Source organism: Sulfitobacter sp. W002, assembly GCF_025142135.1.
GTDB classification, from domain to species: Bacteria; Pseudomonadota; Alphaproteobacteria; order Rhodobacterales; family Rhodobacteraceae; genus Sulfitobacter; species Sulfitobacter profundi.
Map to the genome: position 1 here is coordinate 2,310,157 of NZ_CP081126.1, position 25,988 is coordinate 2,336,144.

20 protein-coding genes are annotated in these 25,988 nt (G+C 62.2%); 8 read left to right on the forward strand and 12 right to left on the reverse strand.

Features of this window, described 5'->3' with window-relative positions; genetic code table 11:
* Positions 1 to 50: 50 nt before the first annotated feature.
* From K3758_RS11415 to K3758_RS11435, 5 genes are all read right to left on the reverse strand, one after another.
* Complete coding sequence (locus K3758_RS11415; RefSeq protein ID WP_259944914.1) at positions 51 to 1,214, reverse strand: M20 aminoacylase family protein; 1,164 nt, start codon at positions 1,212 to 1,214, stop codon at positions 51 to 53.
* 67 nt (positions 1,215 to 1,281) lie between these two features.
* Positions 1,282 to 2,448 (reverse strand): M20 aminoacylase family protein, encoded by a 1,167-nt coding sequence (locus tag K3758_RS11420; protein WP_259944916.1) that lies wholly within the window; start codon positions 2,446 to 2,448, stop codon positions 1,282 to 1,284.
* A 26-nt stretch (positions 2,449 to 2,474) separates the two neighbouring features.
* Complete coding sequence (locus K3758_RS11425; protein WP_259944918.1) at positions 2,475 to 3,821, reverse strand: FAD-binding oxidoreductase; 1,347 nt, start codon at positions 3,819 to 3,821, stop codon at positions 2,475 to 2,477.
* 96 nt (positions 3,822 to 3,917) lie between these two features.
* Positions 3,918 to 5,081, reverse strand: coding sequence for an acetylornithine deacetylase (gene argE, locus K3758_RS11430; protein WP_259944920.1), 1,164 nt, complete (start codon positions 5,079 to 5,081; stop codon positions 3,918 to 3,920).
* A gap of 10 nt (positions 5,082 to 5,091) precedes the next feature.
* Positions 5,092 to 6,924 carry an ABC transporter ATP-binding protein gene (locus K3758_RS11435; RefSeq protein WP_259944922.1) on the reverse strand — a complete coding sequence of 611 codons (1,833 nt, stop codon included), beginning with the start codon at positions 6,922 to 6,924 and terminating at the stop codon, positions 5,092 to 5,094.
* A 313-nt stretch (positions 6,925 to 7,237) separates the two neighbouring features.
* Here K3758_RS11435 and K3758_RS11440 point away from each other — a divergent pair, with 313 nt between their 5' ends.
* From K3758_RS11440 to K3758_RS11455, 4 genes are all read left to right on the forward strand, one after another.
* Positions 7,238 to 8,959, forward strand: coding sequence for a peptide ABC transporter substrate-binding protein (locus K3758_RS11440; RefSeq protein WP_259944924.1), 1,722 nt, complete (start codon positions 7,238 to 7,240; stop codon positions 8,957 to 8,959).
* 120 nt (positions 8,960 to 9,079) lie between these two features.
* Positions 9,080 to 10,117, forward strand: a complete 1,038-nt coding sequence (locus tag K3758_RS11445) for an ABC transporter permease (protein WP_259944926.1) — start codon at positions 9,080 to 9,082, stop codon at positions 10,115 to 10,117.
* Entirely contained in the window at positions 10,110 to 11,108 is a 999-nt protein-coding gene (locus K3758_RS11450) for an ABC transporter permease (protein ID WP_067936889.1), read from the forward strand. Before K3758_RS11445 ends, K3758_RS11450 begins: the two co-directional genes overlap by 8 nt.
* Positions 11,109 to 11,315: 207 nt before the next feature.
* On the forward strand, positions 11,316 to 12,389 hold the full coding sequence (locus K3758_RS11455) for a YeeE/YedE family protein (protein ID WP_259944954.1): 1,074 nt from the start codon (positions 11,316 to 11,318) through the stop codon (positions 12,387 to 12,389).
* Here the strand turns inward: K3758_RS11455 and K3758_RS11460 are convergent.
* The 4 genes from K3758_RS11460 to K3758_RS11475 form a co-directional block, all read right to left on the reverse strand.
* Positions 12,325 to 13,593 carry a DUF3422 family protein gene (locus K3758_RS11460; protein WP_259944956.1) on the reverse strand — a complete coding sequence of 423 codons (1,269 nt, stop codon included), beginning with the start codon at positions 13,591 to 13,593 and terminating at the stop codon, positions 12,325 to 12,327. The two genes, K3758_RS11455 and K3758_RS11460, sit on opposite strands and share 65 nt — an antisense overlap.
* 216 nt (positions 13,594 to 13,809) lie before the next feature.
* Positions 13,810 to 15,243, reverse strand: coding sequence for an NAD(P)(+) transhydrogenase (Re/Si-specific) subunit beta (locus tag K3758_RS11465; protein ID WP_259944958.1), 1,434 nt, complete (start codon positions 15,241 to 15,243; stop codon positions 13,810 to 13,812).
* 13 nt (positions 15,244 to 15,256) lie between these two features.
* Entirely contained in the window at positions 15,257 to 16,831 is a 1,575-nt protein-coding gene (locus tag K3758_RS11470; RefSeq protein ID WP_067630280.1) for a Re/Si-specific NAD(P)(+) transhydrogenase subunit alpha, read from the reverse strand.
* A gap of 241 nt (positions 16,832 to 17,072) precedes the next feature.
* Complete coding sequence (locus K3758_RS11475) at positions 17,073 to 17,789, reverse strand: porin (RefSeq protein ID WP_259944962.1); 717 nt, start codon at positions 17,787 to 17,789, stop codon at positions 17,073 to 17,075.
* Positions 17,790 to 18,022: 233 nt separating this feature from the next.
* Between K3758_RS11475 and K3758_RS11480 the strand changes: the two genes are divergently transcribed.
* Both K3758_RS11480 and K3758_RS11485 read left to right on the forward strand, forming a co-directional pair.
* Positions 18,023 to 18,775: an SDR family NAD(P)-dependent oxidoreductase gene (locus K3758_RS11480; protein ID WP_259944964.1), complete on the forward strand. Its 753-nt coding sequence runs from the start codon at positions 18,023 to 18,025 to the stop codon at positions 18,773 to 18,775.
* A gap of 44 nt (positions 18,776 to 18,819) precedes the next feature.
* On the forward strand, positions 18,820 to 19,407 hold the full coding sequence (locus K3758_RS11485) for an REP-associated tyrosine transposase (RefSeq protein ID WP_259944966.1): 588 nt from the start codon (positions 18,820 to 18,822) through the stop codon (positions 19,405 to 19,407).
* A gap of 148 nt (positions 19,408 to 19,555) precedes the next feature.
* On the opposite strand, the gene K3758_RS11490 is transcribed toward K3758_RS11485, so the two are convergent.
* The 3 genes from K3758_RS11490 to K3758_RS11500 form a co-directional block, all read right to left on the reverse strand.
* Positions 19,556 to 20,338, reverse strand: coding sequence for a gamma-glutamyl-gamma-aminobutyrate hydrolase family protein (locus K3758_RS11490; RefSeq protein WP_259944968.1), 783 nt, complete (start codon positions 20,336 to 20,338; stop codon positions 19,556 to 19,558).
* Positions 20,339 to 20,396: 58 nt separating this feature from the next.
* A complete protein-coding gene (locus K3758_RS11495; protein ID WP_259944971.1) occupies positions 20,397 to 22,556 on the reverse strand; it encodes a malate synthase G in 2,160 nt (719 codons plus the stop codon).
* Positions 22,557 to 22,647: 91 nt separating this feature from the next.
* On the reverse strand, positions 22,648 to 22,872 hold the full coding sequence (locus K3758_RS11500) for a hypothetical protein (protein WP_259944974.1): 225 nt from the start codon (positions 22,870 to 22,872) through the stop codon (positions 22,648 to 22,650).
* 103 nt (positions 22,873 to 22,975) lie between these two features.
* Between K3758_RS11500 and pepN the strand changes: the two genes are divergently transcribed.
* Both pepN and K3758_RS11510 read left to right on the forward strand, forming a co-directional pair.
* Positions 22,976 to 25,534 carry an aminopeptidase N gene (pepN, locus tag K3758_RS11505; protein ID WP_259944977.1) on the forward strand — a complete coding sequence of 853 codons (2,559 nt, stop codon included), beginning with the start codon at positions 22,976 to 22,978 and terminating at the stop codon, positions 25,532 to 25,534.
* A 22-nt stretch (positions 25,535 to 25,556) separates the two neighbouring features.
* Positions 25,557 to 25,988 carry a hypothetical protein gene (locus tag K3758_RS11510; RefSeq protein ID WP_259944979.1) on the forward strand — a complete coding sequence of 144 codons (432 nt, stop codon included), beginning with the start codon at positions 25,557 to 25,559 and terminating at the stop codon, positions 25,986 to 25,988.

The following is a 25,988-nucleotide window of genomic DNA, read 5'->3' on the forward strand; positions in this document are numbered from 1 at the left end:
AAAAACGCGCCCCCGAAGGAGGCGCGCTAGGATCGTTTCTGATTGCGGGATCAGGCCGCTGGCATCCGCTGCTCGACGATACCCGCCCACCAGCTACAGCCTGCCGGGATCGCCTCATCGTTGAAGTTATACTCCGGATGGTGCACCGCCGCCGTGTCGCCGTTGCCGACCAGAATATAGGCACCGGGGCGTTCTTCGAGCATGAAGGCGAAATCTTCCCCCCCCATGACCAGCGGCGCCTCGACGCAATCGCCCGAGATTGAGCGTGCCACATCGGCAGCGAACTCGGTCTGCTCTTCGTGGTTCACCATGACCGGATAGCCGCGGTGGTAGGTCACATCCGCTGTGCCGCCAAAGGTGCCCGCGATGCCGTTGCAAATCTCGTTGATCCGCTTTTCGGCAAGGCTGCGCATATCCGCCGACATCGTGCGCACGGTGCCTTTCATCTGCACCCGCTGCGGGATCACGTTGAAGGCTTTGGAAGATGTCTCAAAGGCGGTGACCGAGACGACGATCTGCTCCACCGGGTCGGCATTGCGCGCGGTGATGGTTTGCAGCGCCAGCACGGCTTGCGCGGCCATCACGGTTGTGTCGACGGTCTCATGCGGCTTTGCGGCATGGCCGCCGCGGCCCTCAAAGGTGATGTCGAACTGATCCGTGGCAGCAAAGAAAGACCCCGGGCGGATGCCGAAAGAGCCCGTGGGCATGCCCGGCCAGTTGTGCATCCCATAGACTTCTTGGATGCCAAAACGGTCCATCATACCGTCCTCGCACATCTCACGGCCACCGCCGCCGCCCTCTTCGGCGGGCTGGAAGATCACCACGACGGTGCCGTCGAAATTGCGGGTCTCGGCCAGATATTGCGCCGCCCCCAGCAGCATGGCGGTGTGGCCGTCATGGCCGCAGGCATGCATCGCGCCATCGGTCTTAGAGGCGTACTCTAGCCCGGTCTGTTCGTGGATCGGCAGCGCGTCCATGTCGGCGCGCAACCCGATGACCTTGCCCGAGCCGGTCTCCTTGCCCTTGATCACGCCGACCACGCCGGTGCGGCCGATGCCCTCGACGACCTCGTCGCAGCCGAAGCTGCGCAGCTTCTCGGCCACGGTGGCCGAGGTGCGGTGGGTCTCGAACAGGATCTCGGGGTTTTCATGCAGGTCGCGGCGCCACGCGGTGATGTCGTCATGCAGCTCGGCAAATCGGTTCTTAACGGCCATTTGGGAAGTATCCTCCGGAGTTGGGTTGGCGCTGATTTTCATGCAGTCGCATTTATCTGCCACATGCTTACGCCCTTGCCAGCCGGTCCTCAACCACCTGTGCGAACCATGAGCAACCCGCCGGGATTGCGGCGTCGTCAAAGTCATATGCCGGGTGGTGTACCGTCGCCCCGTCGCCGTTGCCGATCATAATATAGGCACCCGGTCGCGCGTTGAGCATATAGGAAAAATCTTCGCCTGCCATGATGGGCGGGGTGTCGCGGTCGGTGCCGGGGGTGATCTTGTCGGCAGCCTCCGCGGCATAGCGGGTGTGGTCGCTGTGGTTGCGCGTGACAGGATAGCCGCGCTGATAGTCGATCTCTGCCTTGCACTGATGCGCCTCCGCCGTGAGGCGGGTGAGGTCGTGCAGGCGCTGCTCGGCCAAATCCTGCACCGCGGGGTCGAGTGTGCGCACCGTGCCGCGCAGAAGCACCTGATGCGGCAGGACGTTGTGGCTGTCGGTATCGCTGCGCAGGGTGCAGACCGAGACGACGACCTGTTTCAGCGGGTCGGTGTTGCGGCTGGCGATGGATTGCAGCGCGATCAACACATGGGCAGCAGCGAGGTTGGTGTCGATGGCCTCATGCGGGGCCGCGGCATGGCCGCCCTGCCCGGTCAGCGTGATGTTGAACTCATCCGCCGCAGCCAGCAGCGCGCCCTCGCGGATTGCGAAATGCCCGGTGGGGTGGCCGGGCATATTGTGCATGCCGTAAACCTCATCGATATCCCAACGGTCCATCAGCCCCTCTTGCACCATGACATTGCCACCGCCGCCGCCCTCCTCGGCGGGTTGGAAGATCAGCACGACGCGGCCGTCGAAATTGCGCGTCTCCGCAAGGTATTGCGCGGCACCCAGCAACATCGCCGTATGACCGTCATGGCCGCAGGCATGCATTTTGCCGGGGAACTTAGAGGCATGGGGCAGCCCCGTCGCCTCCATGATCGGCAGCGCATCCATATCGGCGCGCAGCCCGATGGTGCGGTTTGAGCGATTGCTCTGCCCCTCGATCATCGCGACCACGCCGGTCTGCGCGATGCCGATGGTGATGTCGGTGATGCCAAAGCTGCGCAGCTTGTCTTCGACGAATTTCGAGGTTTCGGGCAGGTCGAACATCAGTTCAGGGTGCTGATGCAGGTGGCGGCGCCATGCGGTGATCTCGGCGTGGGTCTCGGCGAAACGGTTCTTGATCGGCATGGGCTATGTCCTTTGAAACAATGAGGTTAAAGCGCCGGACCGGGGCGGATGGGCGTGCCATCACTGAACCGGTCGGCGCGAAATCTGCTCAGATCATGCCCCGGTGCATCGCCCATGACCAGTGCGGCCAGCACCCGCCCTATGCCCGGCCCGATGCCAAAACCGTGGCCCGACATGCCGGTGCCAATGACGAGGCCCGGAATTTGGGCGCAACTGTCCACCACGGGTACGATATCAGGCATTGTGTCGATCATGCTCGCCCATGAATTGCGCGCCGTGATCGGTGGTAGACCGGGATAAAGCGCAGCGAACTGCTTGATCGTGCGGCGCAACCGGCGGTGATCGGGGGCGGGATCAAGGATGCGCATCGCCTCGAAGGGGCTGACGCTGTCCGCGGCCCATTGGCGCGGGGTGCGCCATGCGTCAGGAAAGCCCTTAGGTGCAGACATCCGCAGCCGCTGGCCAAAGGGGGTGGCGCGCAGCTGTGGCAGGTAGTGACGCAGGGCGCGGAAGGCATCTGGCCCGACATAGAGGTCGGGCGCCGCCCCCGGAGCCAGCGTATAGCCCCCATCGGCGCGGCGGCGAAAGGCCAGCCCGGCTTCGGCCACGGCCCCGGCGTGCACCTCGGGCAGCACGTTGGTCGCCACCACGCTTTCGCGTACGGATAGCTGCGGCAGGGTGACGCCATGCGCGCGCAGGAAAAGCGCCGACCATGCCCCGCCCGCCAGCACCACCGATGTCGTGCGGATCGCCCCCGCTTCGGTGCTCACCCCCGCCACGCGGCCCGCGGCGAGGTCGAGCTTGCGCACCGCGCAGTTCTCGATGATGCGCACGCCCTCTTTGACGGCCAAGGCGGCCAGCGCTGGCACCGCGACCCAAGGTTCGGCCCGCATGTCGGAGGGGGTGATCAACGCCCCGGTGTAGCCTTTGCTCAGCCCCGGAAAAGCCGCCGCCACCTCGCCTGCGTCCATCAACCGGCTGTCGATCCCATTGGCTTTGGCGTGGGGCAGCCAGTCTACATAGCTTTGCATCTTGGCGTCCGAGCTTGCCAGATAGGTCACGCCGGTCTGTTTCAGCCCGATGTCGCGGTCGAGCTCTGGGGCCAGTTCGCGCCAAAGCCGCGCGGCTTCGACCATGATCGGTAACTCATCTGGGTCGCGCCCTTGTTGGCGGATCCAGCCCCAGTTGCGGCTGGATTGTTCAGCGGCAATGCGGCCCTTTTCGAGCAGCGTCACCTGTTTGCCCGCCCGCGCCAGAGACAGGGCAGTGCAGACGCCGATCACGCCACCGCCGATCACCACCACCTCGCTGTCGCGCGGCGGGGTGCGGGGGTAGCTGGCAGGGGTGGCAAGGGTGATAGGAAAAACGGACATGCGAACCCCGGAGGCTGGGGCCGCGCGGCTGCACCGGGCGGCCGTGGAAAGGACAGGCCCCCGCGGTGGGCCTGCCTTAGGTCTGTCAGGGATGGCTCAGCCCTGCAAGCGGGTCAGCAGCCGGCGCATGAAGTCGTGACCGGCCCCGAACTGCGCCACGTCGATGAATTCGTTGGGCTGATGCGCCTGCGCGATGTCGCCCGGCCCGCAGATCACGGCGGAATAGCCCGCCTCTTGGAACTGCCCGGCTTCGGTGCCGTAGCTCACTTTGTGGCTGGCGTTATCGCCAGTGATCTGGCGCACGATCTGCTCGGCCTCGCCGTCCTTTTCGGGCTGCAGCGCGGGCACGTCGAAACGGGTCGAGGTCTCGATATAGGTTTCGGGCACCACGTCCTGCATCTGCTTTTCGACCTCACGGACCTTCTTGAGGTAGGCGGTGCCCCATTTGTCTTTGTCTTCACCCGGCACCACGCGGAAATCCATGGCGAATTTGCAGTCCTTGGCGGTGATGTTGTGGGCCGTGCCGCCTTCGATCACGCCGACATGGGCGGTGGTGAAGGGCGGGTCGAACATCGCCGCCGTCTCGGTCGGTTTGGCGGCCATGTTGTCGCTGTTCACGTCATTGGCCCATTCGATGAGCTTGGCACCCGCCATGATCGCGTTGACCCCGGTATGCAAGAGCGAGGAATGCACCTCGAAGCCCACAAGGTGCGTGTTAAAGCCAATGCCGCCCTTGTGGCCGGTCACCGCCTGCATGGTCGAAGGCTCACCCACGATCACCGCCGAGCCCTTGGGCACCACGCCCTGCATCGCCTCGATCATCGGCGGGGCGCCGGTGCAGCCGATCTCCTCATCGAAGCTGAGCGCGATCTGCAGCGGGCGCTTTACTTCCGCATAATGCGCCTCGACCAAAGCCCAGAGCGCCAGCGCGTCAAAGCCCTTCATGTCGCAGGTGCCGCGTCCGTAATAGCGGCCGTCTTTCTCGGTCACGGTGAAAGGGTCGGTGTCCCATGCCTGCCCGTCGACCGGCACAACATCGGTATGGCCCGAAAGCACCACGGCCCCCTCCTCCCACGGGCCCGCATGGGCGAAAAGCGCATGTTTGGGCTGATCAGGATCGACGTAGCGGTGGCTCTCGATCCCGTGGGAGGCGAGGTACTCGGCCACCCAGTCGATCAGCGGGATGTTGGTGTCCCGCGACACGGTGGGAAAGCTGATGAGTTTGGTCATCAACTCAAGCGGGGTCAGGCGTTCGGTCATGGGTGTTCTTTCAATAGCCGCTGTCGGTGATCAGCACATGGTGCCCCGGCTCCACCTCGCGGTAGACCGAAGGCTCGGCCCGATAGCTGACAGGGTGGATCGGCGAGGGAATCGGTTTGAAGTTCAGGTCCTTCTCGGACTTGCGCCGGCGCGGATCGGCGATCGGAACGGCCTTCATCAGCGCTTGGGTATAAGGGTGCTGCGGGTTCTCAAACACCCGCTGGCGCGAACCCATCTCGACGATGCGGCCCAGATACATGACGCCGACGTAGTGGCTGACGCGTTCGACCACGGCCATGTCGTGGCTGATGAACAAAAAAGACAGTTCCATCTCGGCCTGAAGCTCCATCATCAGGTTCAGCACCTGCGCCTGCACAGACACATCAAGGGCCGAAACCGCTTCATCCGCGATGATCAGCTTGGGGTTCAGCGCAAGCGCGCGGGCGATGGCGACCCGTTGGCGTTGGCCGCCCGACAGCTCATGCGGGAAGCGGCGCATGAAACTCCGCGGCAGTTCCACCCGGTCGAAGAGCATTTCGATCCGTTTGGTAATCTCGGCCCCCTTAAGGGTCGCGAAATTGTGGATCGGTTCCGCCACCTGATCGGCCAGCTGCATCTGCGGGTTGAGCGAGGCGAAGGGATCTTGAAAGATCATCTGCATGTCGAGCCGCGCGGTGCGCAGGGCCGATTGGTCCAGCGACATGATGTCGACACCGTCAAGGTTCACCTCCCCCGACATCGGCTCCACCAGCCGCAGAATCGACCGTCCGGCGGTGGATTTGCCACATCCCGATTCGCCGACGAGGCTCAGCGTCTGACCTTTGTTGAGCGTGAAGGACAGATCCTCGACCGCATGCACATTTGCCACGGTGCGGCGCAGGAAGCCGCCCTGCACCGGAAAGCGCGTGGTGAGGTTTTTGACCGACAAGAGCACCTCTTCGCGGCCCTTGATCGGAACGATTTCCTTGTCCTCACTGCCCAAAAGCTTCATCGGCTCGGGGTATGGCTTGCCCGTCATCTCGCCCAATTTCGGCACGGCGGCCAGAAGCGCCTTGGTATAGGGATGCTGCGGGTTCTCGAAGATCTCCTCGACGGTGCCTTCTTCGACCTTCTTGCCACGGAACATGACGACCACGCGGTCGGCCATCTGCGCCACCACGGCCATGTCGTGGGTAATGAACATCACCGCCGTCCCGGTCTCGCGCTTCAGCCGGTCCATCAGGGCGAGGATCTCGGCCTGAATGGTTACGTCGAGCGCGGTGGTGGGCTCATCGGCGATCAAGAGGCGCGGCTCGCAGGCCAGCGCCATGGCGATTACCACGCGCTGGCGCATGCCGCCCGAAAGTTCGTGGGGGTACTGCTTGAGACGCCGCTCCGGCTCGGGGATGCGGACCTGTTTCATCAGTTCCAGCGCCCGGGCCTCGGCCTCTTTGCGGGTCATGTTCAGATGCAGGCGCAGACCTTCGGTCATCTGCTTGCCGATGGTGAACACGGGATTCAGCGCGGTCATCGGCTCTTGGAAGATCATGCCGATCTCATTGCCGCGAATCTTGCGCATCAGATTGCCGCCGCTGGCCGCGAGATCGACTTGGCCTTCTTCACCGCGCTCAAAAAGCAGGCGACCGCCTGCAATTTCACCGCCGCCATACTCAACCAGTCGCATCAGCGACAGGGAGGACACCGATTTGCCCGATCCTGATTCTCCGACCACGCAAACCGTCTCACCGGGATTGATGTCGAAACTGACATCCTCAACACCGACCACGGGGCCATCTTTGGTTTGAAATTCGACGCGCAGGCCCTGAATTTGGGCGATTGGCGCCCCATTGGTGTGATCCAGCATCTGTTTCCCTGTTGTTTTTATCGGCGCAGATTTTGCCCGACGCTACGGCGAATGTCACGAGACTGTCAAACCTGACGCGCAGAGTTCGAGCTTTGTCATAATTGCTCCACGTCCGCCCTTGCAATTTCCGGCAAACCTGTTTCGATATAGCCCATGCGGTTTGGAAAGAGCGCTTCGATCACAGGTTGAATATTGCTTGTTTTGTTATGTTTAGCTGGCGAAGCTCATGTTCTTTCCGGGGCGACAACAACAAGGCGGGGAACATCCCGTCGACAATAAGCGGCACGCCCACGTGTCCAACATGGAGTAAGATATGAAATTGAAGACCCTATTGATGGGGGCTGTCGCATCGACGGCGCTTGCCCCTATGGCCTTTGCCGAAGCCCATGAGGGCGAGCGGGGCCGCGACGGCGAAGTCAAAATCATCTATTGGCAGGCGCCTTCGATCCTGAACCCCTATCTGTCGAGCGGCACGAAGGACGTCGAAGCCTCCTCGCTGATCCTCGAACCCCTTGGCCGCTATGACGAAACCGGCGCGCTGGTCCCCTATCTGGCGAACGAAATTCCGACGCTTGAAAACGGCGGCGTGAGCGAAGACCTCAAGACCATCACATGGAAGCTGAAAGATGGGCTGATGTGGTCCGACGGCACCCCCGTCACCGCCAATGACGTCAAATTCACCGCCGATTACTGCATGAACCCCGAAGGCGGCTGCGCACAGCTGGCCAAATTCGAAGGTGTCTCCTCGGTCGATGTGGTCGACGACCAGACGGTCAAGGTTACCTTCTCCGAGCCGATGCCGAACCCCTACGGCCCCTTCATGGGCGGCCAGTCCCCGATCATTCAGGCGGCGCAGTTTGCCGATTGCACCGGCGCCAAGGCGCCCGAGTGTACCGAAGCGAACTTTAACCCCATCGGCACCGGTCCCTTCACCGTCACTGAGTTCCGCCCGAACGACGTGATCACCATGGCCGCGAACGAAAATTACCGCGACCCGAGCAAGCCCGCCTTTGCCTCTCTGACCTTCAAGGGTGGCGGCGACGCGACAGCTGCGGGGCGTGCCGTGATGGAAACCGGCGAGTTCGACTACGCCTGGAACCTGCAACTGGCCCCCGATGTCATCGCCAAGATGGCCGAAGGCGGCAAAGGCAAGCCAATGTCGGCTTTCGGCACGCTGGTTGAGCGTCTGGAACTGAACATGACAGACCCCTCCCCGGACCTGCCGGAAGGTGAACGCGCCACAGCCAAGCACCCGCATCCCTTCCTCACCGATGAGAGCGTCCGCCGGGCACTGTCGATGGCGATTGACCGCGAACTGCTGGTCGAAGTCGGTTACGGCCAAGCGGGCCGCGCCACCTGTAACATGGTGCCCGCGCCAGAGCTTTACGCCTCCGACAACACCGACTGCCTGACCCAAGACATCGAAGGCGCCAAGGCGCTTTTGGACGAAGCGGGCTGGGTTGACAGCGATGGCGACGGCATCCGCGAAAAAGACGGCGTGAAACTGGAAATCCTTTACCAGACCTCGACCAACGCCGTGCGTCAGGACTTCCAAGCGCTGATCAAGGATTGGTGGAGCCAGATCGGTGTCGAAACCGAATTGCGCAACATCGACTCTTCGGTCTTCTTTGGGGGTGATCCCGGTTCGACCGACACGTTCCAGCGTTTCTATGCAGACGTTGAAATGTACGCCAACAACTTCGACGGCACCGACCCGCAAAGCTACCTCGCTCAGCGGACCTGCGCCAAATTCCCAAGCCCGGAATCGCAGTGGCAGGGTGAGAACATCAACCGTTTCTGCGAAGAAGAGTATGATGCCATGGTGGCCGAACTGGGCCGTACCGGCGAAATGGAAAAGCGTGGCGAACTGGCCAAAAAGCTGAACGACATGCTGACCAAAGACAGCTACTCGATCCTGCCGCTGGTTGACCGTGGTCGCGTCTCTGCTGCCTCCAACACCCTTGGTGGCGTTGTTCTGAACACTTGGGACTCCGAACTGTGGAATGCCGCCGACTGGTACCGCATGGAAGAGTGATCTAGGACGGAGGCGCGGCATGCTGCGCCTCCCTTCACCGACCTTTGGGGGGTGTGCGTCATCCGCACGCCCCCCTCTCGCCCCCACCCCCTCACAGACTGACCTACAAAGGCGACGCCCATGTTGACCTTCACCATCCGACGACTTCTTTTGTCGATCCCGACGCTTTTGTTTATCAGCCTGGTGATTTTCCTGCTGCTGCAACTCGCCCCCGGCGACCCGATGGCCCAAGTGCCGCTGACGGTCCCGCCCGAGGTGAAAGAAAAAATGCGCGAGGCACTTGGCCTCGGCCAGCCGATCTATATCCAATATTGGAAGTGGCTCGTGCAGGTCTTTTGGATCGAGCCGCAGGTTTTAATCGACTATCTCACCAACCGTTCTGCCCTGTTTAGCTGGCTGCCCGACACCAACCTTTCGGACGGCAAGCTGCGCGTGATCTCTTGGCAGACCCGTTCGCCTGTGATGGACATCGTGATCCAGCGCATGCCGCAGACCCTCTGGGTTGTCGGGCTGGCCTATATCGTGGGCATCGTCATTGCCATTCCGATCGGCATCTATTCGGCCTACCGTCACTATTCGGTCTTCGATCAGGCCGGGACGTTCATCACCATGATCGGCTTCTCGATCCCGCCCTTCTTTACCGGGCCTCTGCTGATCGTGATCTTCTCGGTCTCGCTGGGGTGGCTGCCGTCGATCTATGACACGACCCATGTCGTGAACGACTGGGAAAGCTTCAAGGTGCAGTTCTTTCAGATGATCATGCCGGTGATGGTGCTGGCGCTGCAAACCACGGCGCAGATCAGCCGCTACATGCGCGGTGCCATGCTCGACAACCTGAACCAAGACTACGTGCGCACCGCCCGCGCCAAGGGGCTGAAGGAAAGCGTCGTCGTCATGGTCCATGTGCTGCGCAACTCGATGATCCCGGTGGTCACCATCATCGCGCTTGGCATGCCCGCCATCTTTGGCGGCGCCATCATCACCGAGAACGTATTTAAGGTGAATGGCATCGGCCAGCTTCTGTTGACCGCGCTGCGCGCCAACGATTTGCCCATGGTGATGACCCTGACCTTTATCTTTGCGGTGTTGATCGTGCTGTTCAACCTGATCGCAGATATCCTCTACGGCCTGCTTGACCCAAGGATCCGTTATGACTGAGCAACCCATTCCCGCCAGCCCGGTCGAAGCCGACCTCGAATTCATGAAAGCCCTGCAAGACAAGGGCCCGCAGAAACCGCCGCGCAGCCAATGGCGCGATGTCTGGGACCAGTTCCGCAAGCACAAGGGCGCGCTTTTCGGCGGCGGTTTCCTGATCTTCATCACGCTCGCGGTGATCTTTGGCCCCTATCTGTGGGACATCGACGCCAAGAAGCTCGACATTCGCAACAAGAATTGGCGGCCGATCTATACGCTGCTGTGGGACGGCGATGCCAAGGCGGGGTGGAGCCATCCCTTCGGCACCGATCAGCTGGGCCGCGACATCCTTGCGCAGATGCTTTTTGGCGGGCGCGTCTCGATGGCCGTGGGCTGGATGGCCATGGCACTGGCGCTGATCATCGGCACGGCCGTCGGCGTGCTTTCGGGCTTTTTCAAGCGGATGGACTTCTGGCTCATGCGTTTCACCGATCTGATCCTCAGCCTGCCGATCCTGCCGCTGGTGCTTTTGGCGGTAACACTCTTCGGGCAACCGCTGCGCTCGCAGTTTGGGCCTGAGGGGGGCATGTTCATCCTCATCGTCTCGGTCATCAGCCTGACCTCTTGGATGCAGACGGCGCGGATCGTGCGGGGCGATATTCTGGCGCTGAAGGAACGTGAGTTCATCCTTGCCGCCCGCTCTATCGGCACCACACCGGGCAAGATCATCCGCCGTCACCTGCTGCCCAACGTGATCTCGCCCATCATGGTCTCGGCCACCCTTGGCCTTGCCACGGCGATCATCACCGAAAGCGCGCTGAGCTTTCTGGGCGTCGGCTTTCCGTCGGACTTCCCCACATGGGGCAAGCAACTCGCCGACGCAGTGGACCGCATGCAGGAGTTTCCCGAGCGCGTGATGCTGCCCGGCATCGCCATCTCGCTGACCGTGCTGGCGGTGAACTACCTTGGCGATGGTCTGCGCGACGCGCTTGATCCGCGCATTCGCGGGCGCTGAGCCAAATAAGGACCGACCGGCCCCCGCCTATCGCGAGGGGGGCCGGTTGTTTCGTATCTCCTGACGCAGGGTGAACAGCGTCGCCCAATTTTCCATCAAAACAGAAATATTTTCGCCGACGTCGAAGGGCCCCGCGTCAGCTTTCACTTGATTGTGACCCCCGCCCACTCCAAATGGGAAATAATTCCGTTTTCGAGGGTTTTTGCGATGTTTGAGTCTTTCGGCTTTGAAGAGACGACAGCAAAAGAGGCGTCCGTTCTGTTGGCCGCGCTCATCGGGCTGGCGTTTGGCGTCTTGGCACAGCGCACGCGCTTTTGCTTTCGCCGCAGCCTCGTGGGCGAAGACCGGCGTCAAGCGCTCGGGGTCTGGCTTACCGCGCTGGCGCTGGCGGTGATTGGCACGCAGGCCGCCGTGGCCGCGGGTTGGATCAGTTTCGACGCGCATCGTTTCATGGCCTCTGAAGTGCCGTTTCTGGCGATTGGCATCGGCGGGCTGCTGTTCGGCGCGGGCATGGTGCTTACGCGCGGCTGCATCTCACGCCTCACGGTGCTGACAGGCGGCGGCAACCTGCGCGGGGCGCTGGTGGTGCTGGTCTTTGCCGTGGTGGCCCATGCCACCCTCAAAGGGGTTCTGGCCCCGCTGCGCGTGGCGCTTGGGTCCGTGACCGTCGACATGGGCGACAGCGTGAGCCTTGCTGCCCTGCCCGGCGGTGCGCTGGTTTGGGGCGGTCTGCTCACCGTGGCGGCGTTGGCCTATGCGCTGCGCTCGGGCAACCGTCCAGGGCAACTGGTGATGGCCGGTTTGATCGGGCTTTTGGTGCCTGCCGCATGGGTTGGCACCGGGTTTATCCTGCTGGATGAATTCGACCCGATCGCGATGGAGAGCCTTAGCTTCACCTCCCCCTCTGCCGATACTCTGTTCTGGACCATCGCCAGCAGTTCGATCCCCGCGGGCTTTGGCACCGGGCTGTTGGGCGGCGTGTTTGTCGGCGCGCTGGTCGCCAGCCTGATTGCGCGAGAGTTTCAGTGGCAGAGCTTTGACGCCCCGCGCCAAACCGGACGCTACCTGACCGGGGCAGCTATGATGGGCGTGGGCGGTGTGCTGGCCGGAGGCTGCACCTTGGGCGCGGGCCTTTCGGGTGTCCCCACGCTTTCCGTCGCGGCCATCGAGGCCATCGTGATGATCGCACTGGGCGGGCTGGCCATGCAGGCGTTGCTCAGCCGATCTTCCGCCGCAGATGGCGCAGCGTCCACCACACGCCAAGCACAACCGGCACGGTGACCACGGCGGTCAGCAGCCCCTTGCTGACCGCCAGCGGCTCTGCCAGCGGGTAGAGCAGATAGCTGACCAGTGAAACCGCGTAGTAGCTGATCGCCACCACAGACAGCCCCTCGACCGTATGCTGTAGCCTCAATTGCAAGTCGGCGCGGCGGTCCATGCTGGCAAGGATCGCTTGGTTCTGGGCCGAGCGTTCCACATCCACCCGCGTGCGCAAAAGATCCGCGGCCCTCAGCGCGCGGGCTGCGATGGTCTGCAGCCGCGTCTCGGTAGATTTGACCGTGCGCATGGCGGGCGCATAGCGGCGCATCATGAATTCCCCAAACCCCTGCCGCCCCATGAAACGCGCCTCGCGCAGGGCCGAGATACGTTCATAGACGATGGCCTCATAAGCGCCCGTGGCGGCGAAGCGATAGGCGGTCTCCGCCGTCAGCGCCTCTAACGCGACCGAGACATCAAGCAGCGCGTGCAGCGTCTCTTCTGCCGCCGTGCCCGCCCCGCTGCGCATCGCCCCCATGAGGGTCGACAACTGACCATCCAGATCATTCAAGGCCGCCGCCATGTCGCGCGCCTGCATGAAGCCCAGCATCGACATCGCCTTATAGGTCTCAATCTCGCACAGCCGCTGCACGATCCGCCCAATCCGCCGCTGCCCGGTCGCCGCGTCGGTAAAGAGCGCCAGCCGCAGATGGCCGGCGGGATCAATCCGAAAATCGCTGGCGACCACCGCTGCCCCGTCGAGCACCTCTGCCACGGCGAGGCTCTCGGGCACGAACCAGTCTTGCAGGTGACCCGCGATCTCTTTGTCCTCCTCCGGCTTCGGCAGGACCGCAAGCAGGGCCGAGGTGATCCGCTCCCCTTCTATGTCGGCCAGCCAATCCTCGGGAAAGGCGGCGAAATCCGCAGCGGCAAAAGGCAGGCTTCGGCCAGTGGGGGCGATCACCGTATAGGTAACGAATTCGGTATGCTGCTCCCATTTCAGCGTGAAGCGGCCCATTTCCCCATAGTAATGCGTGGCCGAAGCATCGGCGCGCGGCGCGCCGTAATGGGCCAGCAGTGCGTTCAACTCGGCCTGCGGTGCGGCATCCGGTGACGGCTTCACCGCAAGAAAGGCGACCCGCGAGGGCGCGGCGAGCTGCGGAAACGGGCGTGCGTGCATTTCGCCGGTCAGGGCAAGGCGCTGCGGGTGGTCTTTGATCGGGGCCATGAGGGGTTCCGCTGCTGGAGAGAGTATCTCCCCCAAGAATAGCGCCATCGCCGCCGATGAACAGAAGAAAAATACGCCTTTTCAAATACTTACTGCATACCGACGTATACCGCCCCTAGAAACGGCAAACGCCCCACCGTTTCCGGCGGGGCGTTTAAGATGTATAGGTCGGGAATTTTTAAAAAATTCCCGGTCGTTTTCTTTTAAAGAAGACGATCAGTCGATCAGCGGCAGCAACTTGTCGAGACTGGCCTTGGCGTCACCGTAGAACATGCGCGTGTTCTCTTTGAAGAACAGCGGGTTCTCGATGCCCGAATACCCGGTGCCCTGACCGCGCTTGGAGACGAAGACGGTTTTCGCCTTCCAGCATTCCAGCACCGGCATGCCAGCGATGGGGCTGTTGGGGTCGTCTTGCGCCGCGGGGTTTACGATGTCGTTGGAGCCGATGACGATCGCGACGTCGGTCTCGGGGAAATCATCGTTGATCTCGTCCATCTCCATCACGATGTCATAGGGCACTTTGGCCTCGGCCAAGAGCACGTTCATGTGACCGGGCAGACGGCCCGCCACCGGGTGGATGGCAAAGCGGACGTTCTTGCCACGGGCGCGCAGTTTCTTGACCAGATCGCTGACCGCGCCTTGAGCTTGAGCCACCGCCATGCCGTAGCCGGGGATGATGATGACGCTGTCGGCCTCGTTCAGCGCCTGTGCAACGCCGTCGGCCTCGATCGCCACCTGCTCGCCTTCGACCTCCATCGCCGGGCCGGATGTGCCGCCGAAACCGCCCAAGATCACGCTGACGAAGGAACGGTTCATCGCCTTACACATGATGTAGCTTAGGATCGCACCCGAAGAACCGACCAAGGCGCCGACCACGATCAACAGATCGTTGCCAAGCGAGAAGCCGATCGCCGCCGCGGCCCAGCCGGAGTAGCTGTTCAGCATCGACACAACCACCGGCATGTCAGCACCACCGATGCCCATGATCAGGTGATACCCGATAAAGAGCGCCGCCAGTGTCATGATAAACAGCGGCAAGAAGCCCCCGGTGTTGAAGTACCAGATCAGGCAGATCAGCGAGAGCGCTGCCGCACCGGCGTTAAGCATGTGACCACCCGGCAATTTCGTCGCTGCCGAGCTGACGCGGCCCGCCAGTTTGCCATAGGCGATGACAGAGCCGGTAAAGGTCACAGCACCGATGAAGATACCGAGCACCAGTTCGACCCGCAGGATCGCGATCTCGACGCTGTCTTTCTTGGCCAGCAGTGCTGCGAAACCTTCGGTAGACGCACGCGCCACCTCGTCCATCGCCAGCACGTTGCCCAGTTCGATATGGGCGTTGTAGCCGACGAAGACCGCCGCCAGACCAACAAGGCTGTGCATCGCCGCAACCAATTCGGGCATCTGCGTCATCTGCACGCGGGTGGCCAATTGGTAGCCGATCGCGCCACCGGCGGCGATCAGGATCAGCGAGAGGAGCCAGAACCCCGCCCCCGGCCCGATCAGCGTGGCGACAACCGCCAGCGCCATGCCGGCAATGCCGTACCATACCGCGCGTTTTGCGCTTTCCTGCCCCGACAGACCGCCGAGCGACAGGATGAAGAGAACCGCTGCGACCACATAGGCCGCTGTCGTAAATCCGTATTCCATGATGCTCGCTCCTTCAGGATTTCTGGAACATGGCGAGCATGCGCCGTGTCACGAGGAAGCCGCCGAAAATATTGATCCCACACATGAAGACCGACAGGGCAGCAAGAAGGATCACCAGCCACGAGCCAGAGCCGATCTGCATCAGCGCGCCCAGAATGATGATCGAGGAGATCGCATTGGTCACCGCCATCAGCGGGGTGTGCAGGCTGTGCGCCACGCCCCAGATGACTTGGAAACCAACAAAGACCGCCAGAACGAAGACGATGAAGTGCTGCATGAAGCTGGCAGGGGCGACGAGGCCGACACCGAGCAGCAACGCCGCGCCGACGGCCAAGAGCGTGACTTGGTTCTTGGTCTGCGCTTTGAAAGCAGCCAATTCGTCAGCACGCTTCTCTTCCGGGGTCTTTTCTTTAACCTTTTCCTTCTTCGGCGCGGCCGCGATGGCTGCGACCTTGGGCGGTGGCGGCGGGAAGGTCACTTCTTTTTCGTGGGTGATGGTCGCGCCCCGGATCACGTCATCTTCCATATCGTGGTTGATGACACCGTCTTTCTCGGGCGTCAGATCCGTCATCAGGTGGCGGATGTTAGTGGCATAGAGTGTCGAAGCCTGCGTCGCCATGCGCGAGGGGAAATCGGTGTAACCGATGATCGTGACACCGTTGTCGGTGACGATCTTCTCGTCCATTTTGGTGAGCTTGCAGTTGCCGCCCTTCTCTGCCGCGAGATCGACGATCACGGAACCGGGCTTCATCGCCTGCACCATGTCCTCGGTCCAAAGCTCGGGGGCTTCGCGGTTGGGGATCAGCGCCGTGGTGATGACGATGTCCACATCAGGCGCCAATTCGCGGAACTTGGCCAATTGCGCTTCGCGGAATTCGGGGCTGGAAACAGAGGCATAACCGCCCGAAGCCGACCCATCGGCCTGTTCTTCTTCAAAGTCGAGATAGACAAACTCAGCGCCCATCGATTCGACCTGTTCGGCCACTTCGGGGCGCACGTCGAACGCGAGCGTGATGGCACCCAGCGAGGTCGATGTGCCGATGGCGGCAAGACCCGCCACACCCGCGCCGACGACCAGCACCTTGGCCGGGGGCACCTTGCCCGCCGCCGTGATCTGCCCGGTGAAGAAACGGCCAAAGTTGTTGCCCGCCTCAATGACCGCACGGTAGCCCGCGATATTGGCCATGGAGGACAGCGCGTCCATCTTCTGGGCGCGGCTGATGCGCGGCACCATGTCCATCGCCATGACGGTCGCGCCTTTGGCGGCGGCGGCCTCCATCAGCTCTTTGTTGCCCGCAGGGTTGAACATGGAAATGAGCGTCTGGCCCGCGCGCAGGCGCTTGACCTCGGCGTCAGACGGCGGGCGCACCTTGGCAACCACATCGGCGGCCTTGTAGAGAGCAGCGGCGGTGTTCACCACCTCGACGCCTGCGCCCTCGTATGCGGCATCGTCAAAGCCCGCAGCCGCACCGGCGCCGGTTTCGATAACGCATGTATGCCCAAGCTTTTGCAGTTGCAGCGCGCTGTCCGGCGTCATTGCGACCCGGTTCTCGCCCTCAAATATTTCCTTTGGTGTCCCGATCTTCAAACCAAGAGTCCCCCTTTGCTGGCCCGTCACGCCGCTTTGGCGCAACTTTGTTAGTCAGAGCGATAGCGCGCGCGCAGCAATAGTACAAGCAGACCGCTACGTGAAACGGAGCAAAATTGCTGCGCTGCGACACCGAGAGAACGGTTTGCTGTTTTCGGAGCGCAGATAGAACAGCCGTTCTACACCGCGCCAATGGCATGGCCCGAAGGCCATACCAAATCGCCGACCCAATGCGTGGGTATCAGAGACCGGGGATCAGCCGGGCCAACCCGCGCTGGTCAAAGGTGGTCCCGCGATCGGCACCAAAGGCGATCTCGCCGCCCAAACCGACGAAGGGTTCAGAGACGTTCACGCCACCCGCTTCGGCCTTGGCCGAGCCGACCTCAAGGAACAGGTTGGTGTTAACCGATACGTCGCGGTCAAGACGGATTGCGAACCGGGACAGATCGCCGGTGTCATCGTCGGCCATGTCATAGGAGCCTGTCAGGCCAAAGCCCTCCTGCATCTCATAGCGGGCTTTGATCCCGCCAAGCGTGGCGTCGCCCAGATCGGTGTCGACATTGGCGATATAGCCCTCGAACTCCCATTCGCGGACTTCATAGCCAGCCTCGATCCCAAAGATATCGGCCTCATCGCCTTCGACGTCTTCAAAGGTGTAGAAAGCGCCGAAAGAGGTCGCGTCGTTCAGGTGATAGATGCCGTGCAGACCCAGCAGCGTGCTGTCGATATCGGTAAAGCCGAAATCATGATAGGCGGCATCGATTTGCAGGCTGAAATCGCGGTTGAACCCCAGTTCCATCGCGCCTTCGAGGCCCCAGTGGTTAAAATCGGTGTCCTCGGCAAAGGCCGAATAAGACAGCCCGACCGACCCACCGGTGACTTCGACAGCGCCTGCCGTTGTCGCGCCCAATGCGAAGGAGGCGGCCAGCGCCAGTGAGGAAATTTGCGAAAAATTCATGATACTGCTCCAATACAAAACAAGGCCCTGTGATCAGGTTACCTGCTGCAACCTGTGAGGGAATGTTCGCGCGGCTGCAAGGGTGGCTGTGCCCGCCCCAGATAATTGTGTCTGCGCCGCCACTACCCTGCGCCCCTCGCCTGTGCTGCCCTTCAAATAACGCCCCGTCATCCGAAGCTGCCTCTTGTCCTGCCGCCGCCAGCGCGCCACCCTGCCCGCAAAGGGGAGACATCATGACATTGCAAGACAAACACGCATTCATCACCGGCGGTGGCACCGGCATCGGGCTCGCCATCGCGCAGGATCTGGCGGCCAAGGGGGCGCGGGTCACCATCACCGGGCGGCGGCAGGAGGTGCTTGACGCGGTGTCGGGCAATGGCATCACCGGCATGGCGATGGACGTCCGCGACGAGGCGCAGGTCATCGACACGATCGCCCGCGCGGTAGAGGCCAACGGGCCGGTGCAAATCTGCGTGGCAAACGCAGGCGTGGCCGAGGGGCGATCGCTGCATAAGACCGACCTCGATTTCTGGCGCGACATGATGGCGACCAATCTCGATGGCGCCTTTCTCACAATCCGCGAGAGCCTGAAATACATGCGCCAGACCGATTGGGGCCGGGTGATCGCAGTGTCCTCCATGGCGGGGCTGCGCGGGCTGCCGGGGGCGGCCTGCTACTCGGCCTCAAAACACGGGATGATCGGGCTGATCCGTTCGCTCAGTGAGGATTACATGGGCCAGCCCTTTACCTTCAACGCCCTCTGCCCCGGCTATGTCGATACCGAGATCATCGCGCGCAATACTCAAGCGATCTCCAACCGCGCCGGGCTGTCCGAGGAAAAGGCCCGTGATGTCATGGTCAACGCCAACCGCCACAAACGCCTGATCGCCCCGTCTGAAGTGGCGGCGGCAGCGGCTTGGCTGGTTGGCGAAGGCTCGGAAAGCGTCAATGGCCAGTCGATCGAGATTGCAGGCGGGCAGATGTAGCGGCGTTAAGGAGAGTTTAACCAAGCTGCGCCAAATATGGGGCCATGAGAGACCGCATTTCATCCCATGGCCCGAATTGCTATTTCTTCACCCTGCGCCTTGCGCGGGGCGATGATGATGCGCTGCTGCGGCATATCACGGCCCTGCGCCAAGCGATGCGTGAGACTTTGGCGCGCAAACCCTTCCGGATCGATGCCATCGCCATCTTGCCGGATGTGCTCCATATGGTCTGGACCCTGCCGCCGAACGATACCGATTACGGCAACCGGATCGGCATGTGGAAGGGGCGGTTTTCCCGCCATCTGCCCCCGGCCCCGCATCGCAGTCTGCGGCAGATCAAACGGGGTGAGAAAGGGATTTGGCAGCGGCGATTCTGGGAGCATCGGATCCGCGACCACGCGGATTTCGAACGGCATTGCGGCTTGGTGCACCTCAGCCCCGTGCATGCAGGCTATTGTGACCGCCCTGAGGCTTGGCCTTACAGTTCCTATAGCCGCAACTGTTCAGGTCCGCCAGCGCCTCAGGGCGCGGAGGCGGGGCCGCTCGAGAAAGACGCGGTCTTGGATGATGATGTGACGCCGCTGAACCACGCGGCCCAAGCTGTTGCGCCATTCAACGGGCTGCACAGTTGAGAGGCGTTGAGGCTATGCATCCGTTGACGGCGCGATCGGGGGCGCGGGGGATCGACAGAACGACAGCGTCGCGATGCAGGCTGCCGCGCCCCCGAGAAGCGCGGCGCGCGTTTATCGAGAGTGTAACGCGCGCGCCCTGCGCCCCGCCCTACTGCGCGGCAGTCATCACCGGCAGGGCCGAGCCATCCGCGGCCCAAGCCCGCACCGCGGCGCCGAAATGTTCGAACAGCGGGCGCGAGACCGGATCACTGGCCGCGTTCCACTCAGGATGCCATTGCACCGCGAGGGTAAAGCCCGGCGCGTCTTTGATGTAGATCGCCTCGGGCGTGCCGTCATCCGCGTGGCCGTCGATCACCACGCGCGGGCCGGGTTCCTTGATCCCCTGCCCGTGCAGCGTGTTGGTCAGCACCTTCGCTGCCCCCATCACGTGATGGAAAACACCGCCTTCGGTAAAGCTCACATCATGGCGCAGCTCGAATTTCTCTTCCATGGTGCCATCGGGGGGCATCCGGTGGTTCATCCGCCCGGGCAGCTCGCGAATCTCGGGGTAGAGCGATCCGCCCATCGCCACGTTCACTTCCTGAAAGCCACGGCATAGACCGAGGAACGGCTGACCGCGCGCCACACAGGCGCGCACCAGCGCCAGCGCCACGGCGTCGCGGGCGCGGTCAAAAGCACCATGGGCCTCTGTCTCGGGCTCACCATATTCTTCGGGATGCACATTGGGGCGCCCGCCGGTCAGCAAAAAGCCATCGCAGACCTCCAGCAATTCCTCGACCGAGACAAAGCGCGGATCGCTCGGCACAATCAGCGGCAGACAGCCCGAGACCTCGGCAATCGCTTCGGTGTTCATCTGCCCGCCCGCGTGGACGGGGTATTGATCGTTCAGCAGGTAGGAATTGCCAATGATACCAACGACGGGTCGGGCCATGAGTTACCTCTTATTCACCATGGCCCGAACATAGGCGCTTCGCGCCGTGGCCTCAACCTCAGCTCTGCGCCTTCAACTCCAAACGCCGCGCGTGCAGCACAGGTTCGGTATAGCCCGAGGGCTGTTCGCGCCCCTTCAGCACCAGATCGCAAGCGGCCTGAAAGGCCACCCCGTCAAAGCCCGGTGCCATGGGGCGGTAGCTAGGATCGCCCTCGTTTTGACGGTCCACCACCGCTGCCATTTTTTTAAGCGCAGCCTCGGCTTCTTCGCGGCTGATGACACCGTGATGCAGCCAATTCGCCAGCGCTTGGGCCGAGATGCGGCAGGTGGCGCGGTCTTCCATCAGGCCCACGTCGTTGATGTCGGGCACTTTGGAGCAGCCGACCCCCTGATCGATCCAGCGCACGACATAGCCCAGAATACCCTGCGCGTTGTTCTCGATCTCGCGGGTGATTTCTTCGGTGCTGAGGTTGCGGCCTTCGAACACCGGGATGGTCAACAGCGCATCGAGCGTGGCGCGTGCGCCGCCCTCTTTGATCTCTTCTTGCCGCGCCAACACGTCAATCTTGTGGTAATGCGTGGCATGTAGCGTGGCCGCCGTGGGCGATGGCACCCATGCGCAATTTGCACCGGATTGGGGGTGGCCGATCTTGGCCTCCAGCATCTCGGCCATACGGTCGGGCATGGCCCACATGCCTTTGCCGATCTGCGCCCGCCCCTGCAATCCGCAGGCCAGGCCGATGTCGACATTGCGGTCTTCATAGGCGGCGATCCAAGCGCTGTTCTTCATCTCGCCCTTGGGCACCATCGGCCCGGCTTCCATGCTGGTGTGGATTTCGTCCCCTGTGCGGTCAAGAAAACCGGTGTTGATAAAGGCCACGCGATGTTTCGCGGCCCGGATACATTCGGCGAGGTTCGCGCTGGTGCGGCGCTCTTCGTCCATGATGCCCAGCTTCACAGTATATTGCGGCAGGCCAAGCGTCTTTTCCACATGGGTGAAAATCTCATCGGCAAAGGCCACTTCCTCGGGCCCGTGCATCTTGGGTTTCACCACATAGACACTGCCGGTGACCGAATTGCCGCCTTCGCGCTTAAGGTCGTGGATCGCGATCAATGTGGTGATCATGGCATCCATCAGCCCTTCGCCGATCTCATGGCCCGCGCGGTCGAGCACGGCGGGATTGGTCATCAGATGGCCGACATTGCGAACCAGCATCAAAGAGCGGCCCTTCAGCGTCACTTCACCGCCATCCGGCGCGCTATAGCTCCGATCATCGGCCATGCGGCGGGTGACGGTCTGTCCACCCTTTTCAAAGGTTTCTGCAAGATCGCCCTTCATCAGCCCCAGCCAGTTGCCATAGGCCAGCACCTTGTCCTCGGCGTCGACTGCCGCGACGCTGTCTTCGCAGTCCATGATGGTCGACAGCGCAGATTCGATGACCACATCGGCGACGCTGGCGGGATCGTCTTTGCCAATCGCATGGTCCGGGTCGATCTTGATCTCAATATGCAGCCCGTTGTTGCGCAAGAGGATCGCATCTGGCGCTTCTGCCGCGCCCCGGTAGCCCGCAAACTGCGCCGGATCGGCCAAACCGCAGGGGGCCGCATCCTGAGACATCACACCTTCGAGATGCCCGTCCACAACGCGGTAGCCCGCCAAATCTGCGTGGCTGCCCGCAGAGAGTGGCACCGCGTCATCCAAGAAGGCTTTTGCCCGCGCCACCACCCGCGCTCCACGGTCGGCGTCATAGCCCTTGCCCATCGGCAGGTCCCCCAGCGCATCTGTACCGTAGAACGCATCATAAAGGCTCCCCCAGCGCGCATTGGCGGCGTTAAGCGCGAAACGAGCATTGGTAATCGGCACCACAAGCTGCGGCCCGGGCACCTGTGCGATCTCGGGGTCGACGTTCTGCGTTTCAATCTGAAAATCCGGCCCTTCGGGCAAGAGGTAACCAATCTCGCGTAGGAATGCGGTATAGTTTTCCGCGTCGTGCGGCTGACCCGCCCGGGTGCGGTGCCAGTCGTCGATCTTGGCCTGAAGCTCGGCACGCTTCTCAAGCAGCGCGCGGTTCTTAGGCCCAAGATCATGCACGAGGTCCGACAGGCCCGCCCAGAAAACATCCGCCTCGACATCGGTGCCCGGCAGGGCCGATTCCTCAATGAACTCAACCAGTTCGGGGTCTACCTGCAAACCGTTTTTGTCAATTCTACCCGTCATTCTCTGCCCTCTCCCGCGCTGAATACCTTTGCGAAATGTCTAGCAGAAAGGCTAAGCGGCGCAAGCGCGTGAAGGACGGCGAAGCGTGGCGTTATTTTACCGTTGGTTCCGGGGTAGCGATCACAGGCTCGGCGTCCGCCGGGCCATCCACGGGCTGTACCTCTCCTTCTGGCGAAGGGTCGGTGGCCTGCAACACCGCGTAAACGATGCCAGCGATCATCAATAGCGCGCCGGCGATGATAGCGGTTTTGATACCGATCAAAGCGGGGCGATGACGTTTCTTCTGCGTTTCGGTATCGGTGTCGGGGGCGGACATGGATACACCTCATTGCTCGAAGTTGGGGCGGCTCGGCTTGCAGGCCGCCTTCTAGAGACATAACCTTTCCCAGACCAATTACGTTCCCCCGACTGGAGGCCCAATGCGCGACGCCACTCCCCAAACGATCTATCTCAGCGACTATCAGCCGTTCGGCTTCCTTGTGGATGAGGTGGCACTGACCTTTGAGCTTGATCCCCACAAGACGCGGGTCAAAAGCCGCATCGCTTTTCGCCCAAATCCGGCGGCGCAGACGGCGGAATTCTTCCTTCACGGAGAAGAACTCTCGCTGATTTCCGCGCAGATTGACGGCAAGCCCGTCTCCCCCAAGGTGACGGAGCGGGGTTTGACCTGCGATGTGCCAGACGGCCCCTTTATCTGGGAAGCCGAGGTTGAGATCGATCCCAAGGGCAACACCGCCCTTGAAGGGCTTTATATGTCGGGTGGCATGTATTGCACCCAATGCGAGGCCGAAGGCTTTCGCAAGATCACCTATTATCCCGACCGCCCCGATGTGATGAGTGTCTTTACCGTCACCATCAACGGGCCGCATCCTGTCTTGCTGTCCAACGGCAACCCGGTGGCACAGGGGCAGAACCACGCCGAATGGCACGACCCATGGCCCAAACCTGCGTATCTTTTCGCGCTGGTGGCGGGCGATTTGGTCGCCCATTCCGATCGCTTCACCACCATGTCGGGCCGCGAAGTCGATCTGAACCTCTATGTCCGTCCTGGTGATGAGGGCAAATGCGCCTTTGGGATGGAGGCGCTAAAGGCGTCGATGAAATGGGACGAGGAGGTCTATGGCCGCGAATATGACCTCGACATCTTCAACATCGTTGCGGTGGATGATTTCAACATGGGCGCGATGGAGAACAAGGGGCTGAACATCTTCAACTCCGCCGCCGTTCTCGCTTCGCCCGAAACCTCGACGGATGATAATTTCGAGCGGATCGAAGCGATCATCGCCCATGAGTATTTCCACAATTGGACCGGCAACCGCATCACCTGCCGCGATTGGTTCCAGCTTTGTCTGAAGGAAGGGCTGACCGTCTACCGTGACAGCCAGTTCACCTCAGACATGCGGTCCCCAGCGGTGAAACGCATCAGCGATGTGATCGACCTGCGCGGGCGCCAGTTCGCCGAAGATCAAGGCCCGCTGGCCCATCCGGTGCGGCCAGAAAGCTTTCAGGAGATTAACAACTTCTACACCGCCACCGTCTACGAGAAAGGCGCCGAGGTGATCGGCATGCTCAAGACTTTGGTGGGCGACGACGCCTATGCCAAGGCGCTGGACCTCTATTTCGAGCGTCACGACGGCGATGCGGCAACGATCGAAGATTGGCTGAAGGTCTTCGAAGACACCACGGGCCGGGACCTTACCCAGTTCAAACGCTGGTATGCGCAGGCGGGCACGCCGCGTCTGTCGGTGACAGAGGCATGGGACGCGGGAAAAGGCATCTTCACGCTGACCTTCACCCAACACACCCCGCCCAGCGCCGCCACGCCTGAGCCCAAGCCGCAGGTTCTGCCCATCACCGTGGGTTTGATCGGTGCGGACGGGGCCGAAGTGGCCCCCTCTCGCGTGCTGGAAATGACCGAAGCGGAGCAAAGCTTTGCCTTCGACGGGCTGGATGCGCGCCCGGTGGCCTCGGTGCTGCGGGGCTTCTCCGCTCCGGTGGTGCTGGATCAAGATCTCTCGAAAGAAGAGCGCCTGCTGCTGCTCGCCCATGACAGCGATCCCTTCAACCGCTGGGAGGCCGGGCGCACCTTGGCGCGGCAATCCTTGCTGGCCACGATCACCGAAGACAGCGCGCCGGATGACGAATGGCTCGCAGCATTGCGGGCGGTGCTGGAGGATGAGGCGCTGGAGCCTGCCTACCGCGCGCTGATGCTGGGCCTGCCCAGCCATGCCGATTTGGCCAGCACCCTTCATGACGCGAGCAAGACCCCGGATCCGGCGGCGATCCATCAAGCGGTGGAAGCCACGCGCGATGCCATGGCCGAGCGTTTTGCCCCGCTGCTGAGCGAGCTTTACGATCGGCATAAGGTGGGCGCCCCCTATCAACCCAATGCCGCGCAATCGGGCAAACGCGCACTGACCAATGCCGCCCTTGCCTTGCTGACCCGCGTGCAGGGGCCAGAGCGCGCGCAGGCGCAGTACGATCAGGCCGACAACATGACCCAGCAACTCAGCGCGCTGGCCGCATTGCTGCGCGCAGGCCATGGCGACAGGGCGTTGGAGGATTTCGAAGCCCAGTGGCGCGATGACCGTTTGGTGATGGACAAATGGTTCGGGCTGCAAGTCAGCCAAGCCGCGCCGGAAGAGGCCGCCGAGGTGGCGCGCAAACTCACCCAGCACGCGGATTTCAACTGGAAGAACCCCAACCGCTTCCGCGCGGTCTTTGGCAGCCTTGCGATGCATCATGCCGGGTTCCACCACGAAAGCGGCAAAGGCTACGCGCTGCTGGCCGACTGGCTGATCAAACTCGACCCGGTGAACCCGCAGACCACGGCGCGGATGTGTTCGGCCTTTCAGACATGGCGGCGCTACGACGCGACGCGGCAAGGGATGATCAAGACGCAACTGGACCGCATCCTCGCGAGCCCCGACCTTAGCCGGGACACGTCAGAGATGCTTAGCCGCATTCGCGGTGCCTGACGCGGCACCCCAGACAGAAACCATGGCGGCCTATACCTACCGCCGCCATGCCCGCAGCCGGACGGCCGTGCTGGTGTTGCCCGCGATCTGGGCGGCCCTCGGCGCGGGGTGGTTCTGGCTTGATGCTTCGGGCTGGCTTGCGGGGCTGCTGGGGCTCTTCACTCTGCCTGCGCTTTGGGAGCTTTTTACCAATCCGAACAGCGGCTTGACGCTCAACCACGACAATCTGTCATGGGTCACCGGCAAGCGTGACGCGAAAATTGCGCTGACGCAGATCGATCACGTTCGGCTTGATACGCGGCTTGATATGTCGGTCCGCGCCACAGTCATTCTAAAGACGGGCCGCAAGATCAAACTGCCCTTTGAGGCCACCCCACCGCACCGCGCGTTGGAAACTGCGCTACATGCGCGCGGCATCACCACAGAGCGGCACCACTTCACGCTGATCCAATGA

Coding starts and splice junctions, on each gene's coding strand:
- K3758_RS11415 (WP_259944914.1), bottom strand. CDS start 1,214: ATGGCCGTTAAGAACCGATTTGCCGAGCTGCATGACGACATCACCGCG.
- K3758_RS11420 (WP_259944916.1), bottom strand. CDS start 2,448: ATGCCGATCAAGAACCGTTTCGCCGAGACCCACGCCGAGATCACCGCA.
- K3758_RS11425 (WP_259944918.1), bottom strand. CDS start 3,821: ATGTCCGTTTTTCCTATCACCCTTGCCACCCCTGCCAGCTACCCCCGC.
- argE (WP_259944920.1), bottom strand. CDS start 5,081: ATGACCGAACGCCTGACCCCGCTTGAGTTGATGACCAAACTCATCAGC.
- K3758_RS11435 (WP_259944922.1), bottom strand. CDS start 6,924: ATGCTGGATCACACCAATGGGGCGCCAATCGCCCAAATTCAGGGCCTG.
- K3758_RS11440 (WP_259944924.1), top strand. CDS start 7,238: ATGAAATTGAAGACCCTATTGATGGGGGCTGTCGCATCGACGGCGCTT.
- K3758_RS11445 (WP_259944926.1), top strand. CDS start 9,080: ATGTTGACCTTCACCATCCGACGACTTCTTTTGTCGATCCCGACGCTT.
- K3758_RS11450 (WP_067936889.1), top strand. CDS start 10,110: ATGACTGAGCAACCCATTCCCGCCAGCCCGGTCGAAGCCGACCTCGAA.
- K3758_RS11455 (WP_259944954.1), top strand. CDS start 11,316: ATGTTTGAGTCTTTCGGCTTTGAAGAGACGACAGCAAAAGAGGCGTCC.
- K3758_RS11460 (WP_259944956.1), bottom strand. CDS start 13,593: ATGGCCCCGATCAAAGACCACCCGCAGCGCCTTGCCCTGACCGGCGAA.
- K3758_RS11465 (WP_259944958.1), bottom strand. CDS start 15,243: ATGGAATACGGATTTACGACAGCGGCCTATGTGGTCGCAGCGGTTCTC.
- K3758_RS11475 (WP_259944962.1), bottom strand. CDS start 17,789: ATGAATTTTTCGCAAATTTCCTCACTGGCGCTGGCCGCCTCCTTCGCA.
- K3758_RS11480 (WP_259944964.1), top strand. CDS start 18,023: ATGACATTGCAAGACAAACACGCATTCATCACCGGCGGTGGCACCGGC.
- K3758_RS11485 (WP_259944966.1), top strand. CDS start 18,820: ATGAGAGACCGCATTTCATCCCATGGCCCGAATTGCTATTTCTTCACC.
- K3758_RS11490 (WP_259944968.1), bottom strand. CDS start 20,338: ATGGCCCGACCCGTCGTTGGTATCATTGGCAATTCCTACCTGCTGAAC.
- K3758_RS11495 (WP_259944971.1), bottom strand. CDS start 22,556: ATGACGGGTAGAATTGACAAAAACGGTTTGCAGGTAGACCCCGAACTG.
- K3758_RS11500 (WP_259944974.1), bottom strand. CDS start 22,872: ATGTCCGCCCCCGACACCGATACCGAAACGCAGAAGAAACGTCATCGC.
- pepN (WP_259944977.1), top strand. CDS start 22,976: ATGCGCGACGCCACTCCCCAAACGATCTATCTCAGCGACTATCAGCCG.
- K3758_RS11510 (WP_259944979.1), top strand. CDS start 25,557: ATGGCGGCCTATACCTACCGCCGCCATGCCCGCAGCCGGACGGCCGTG.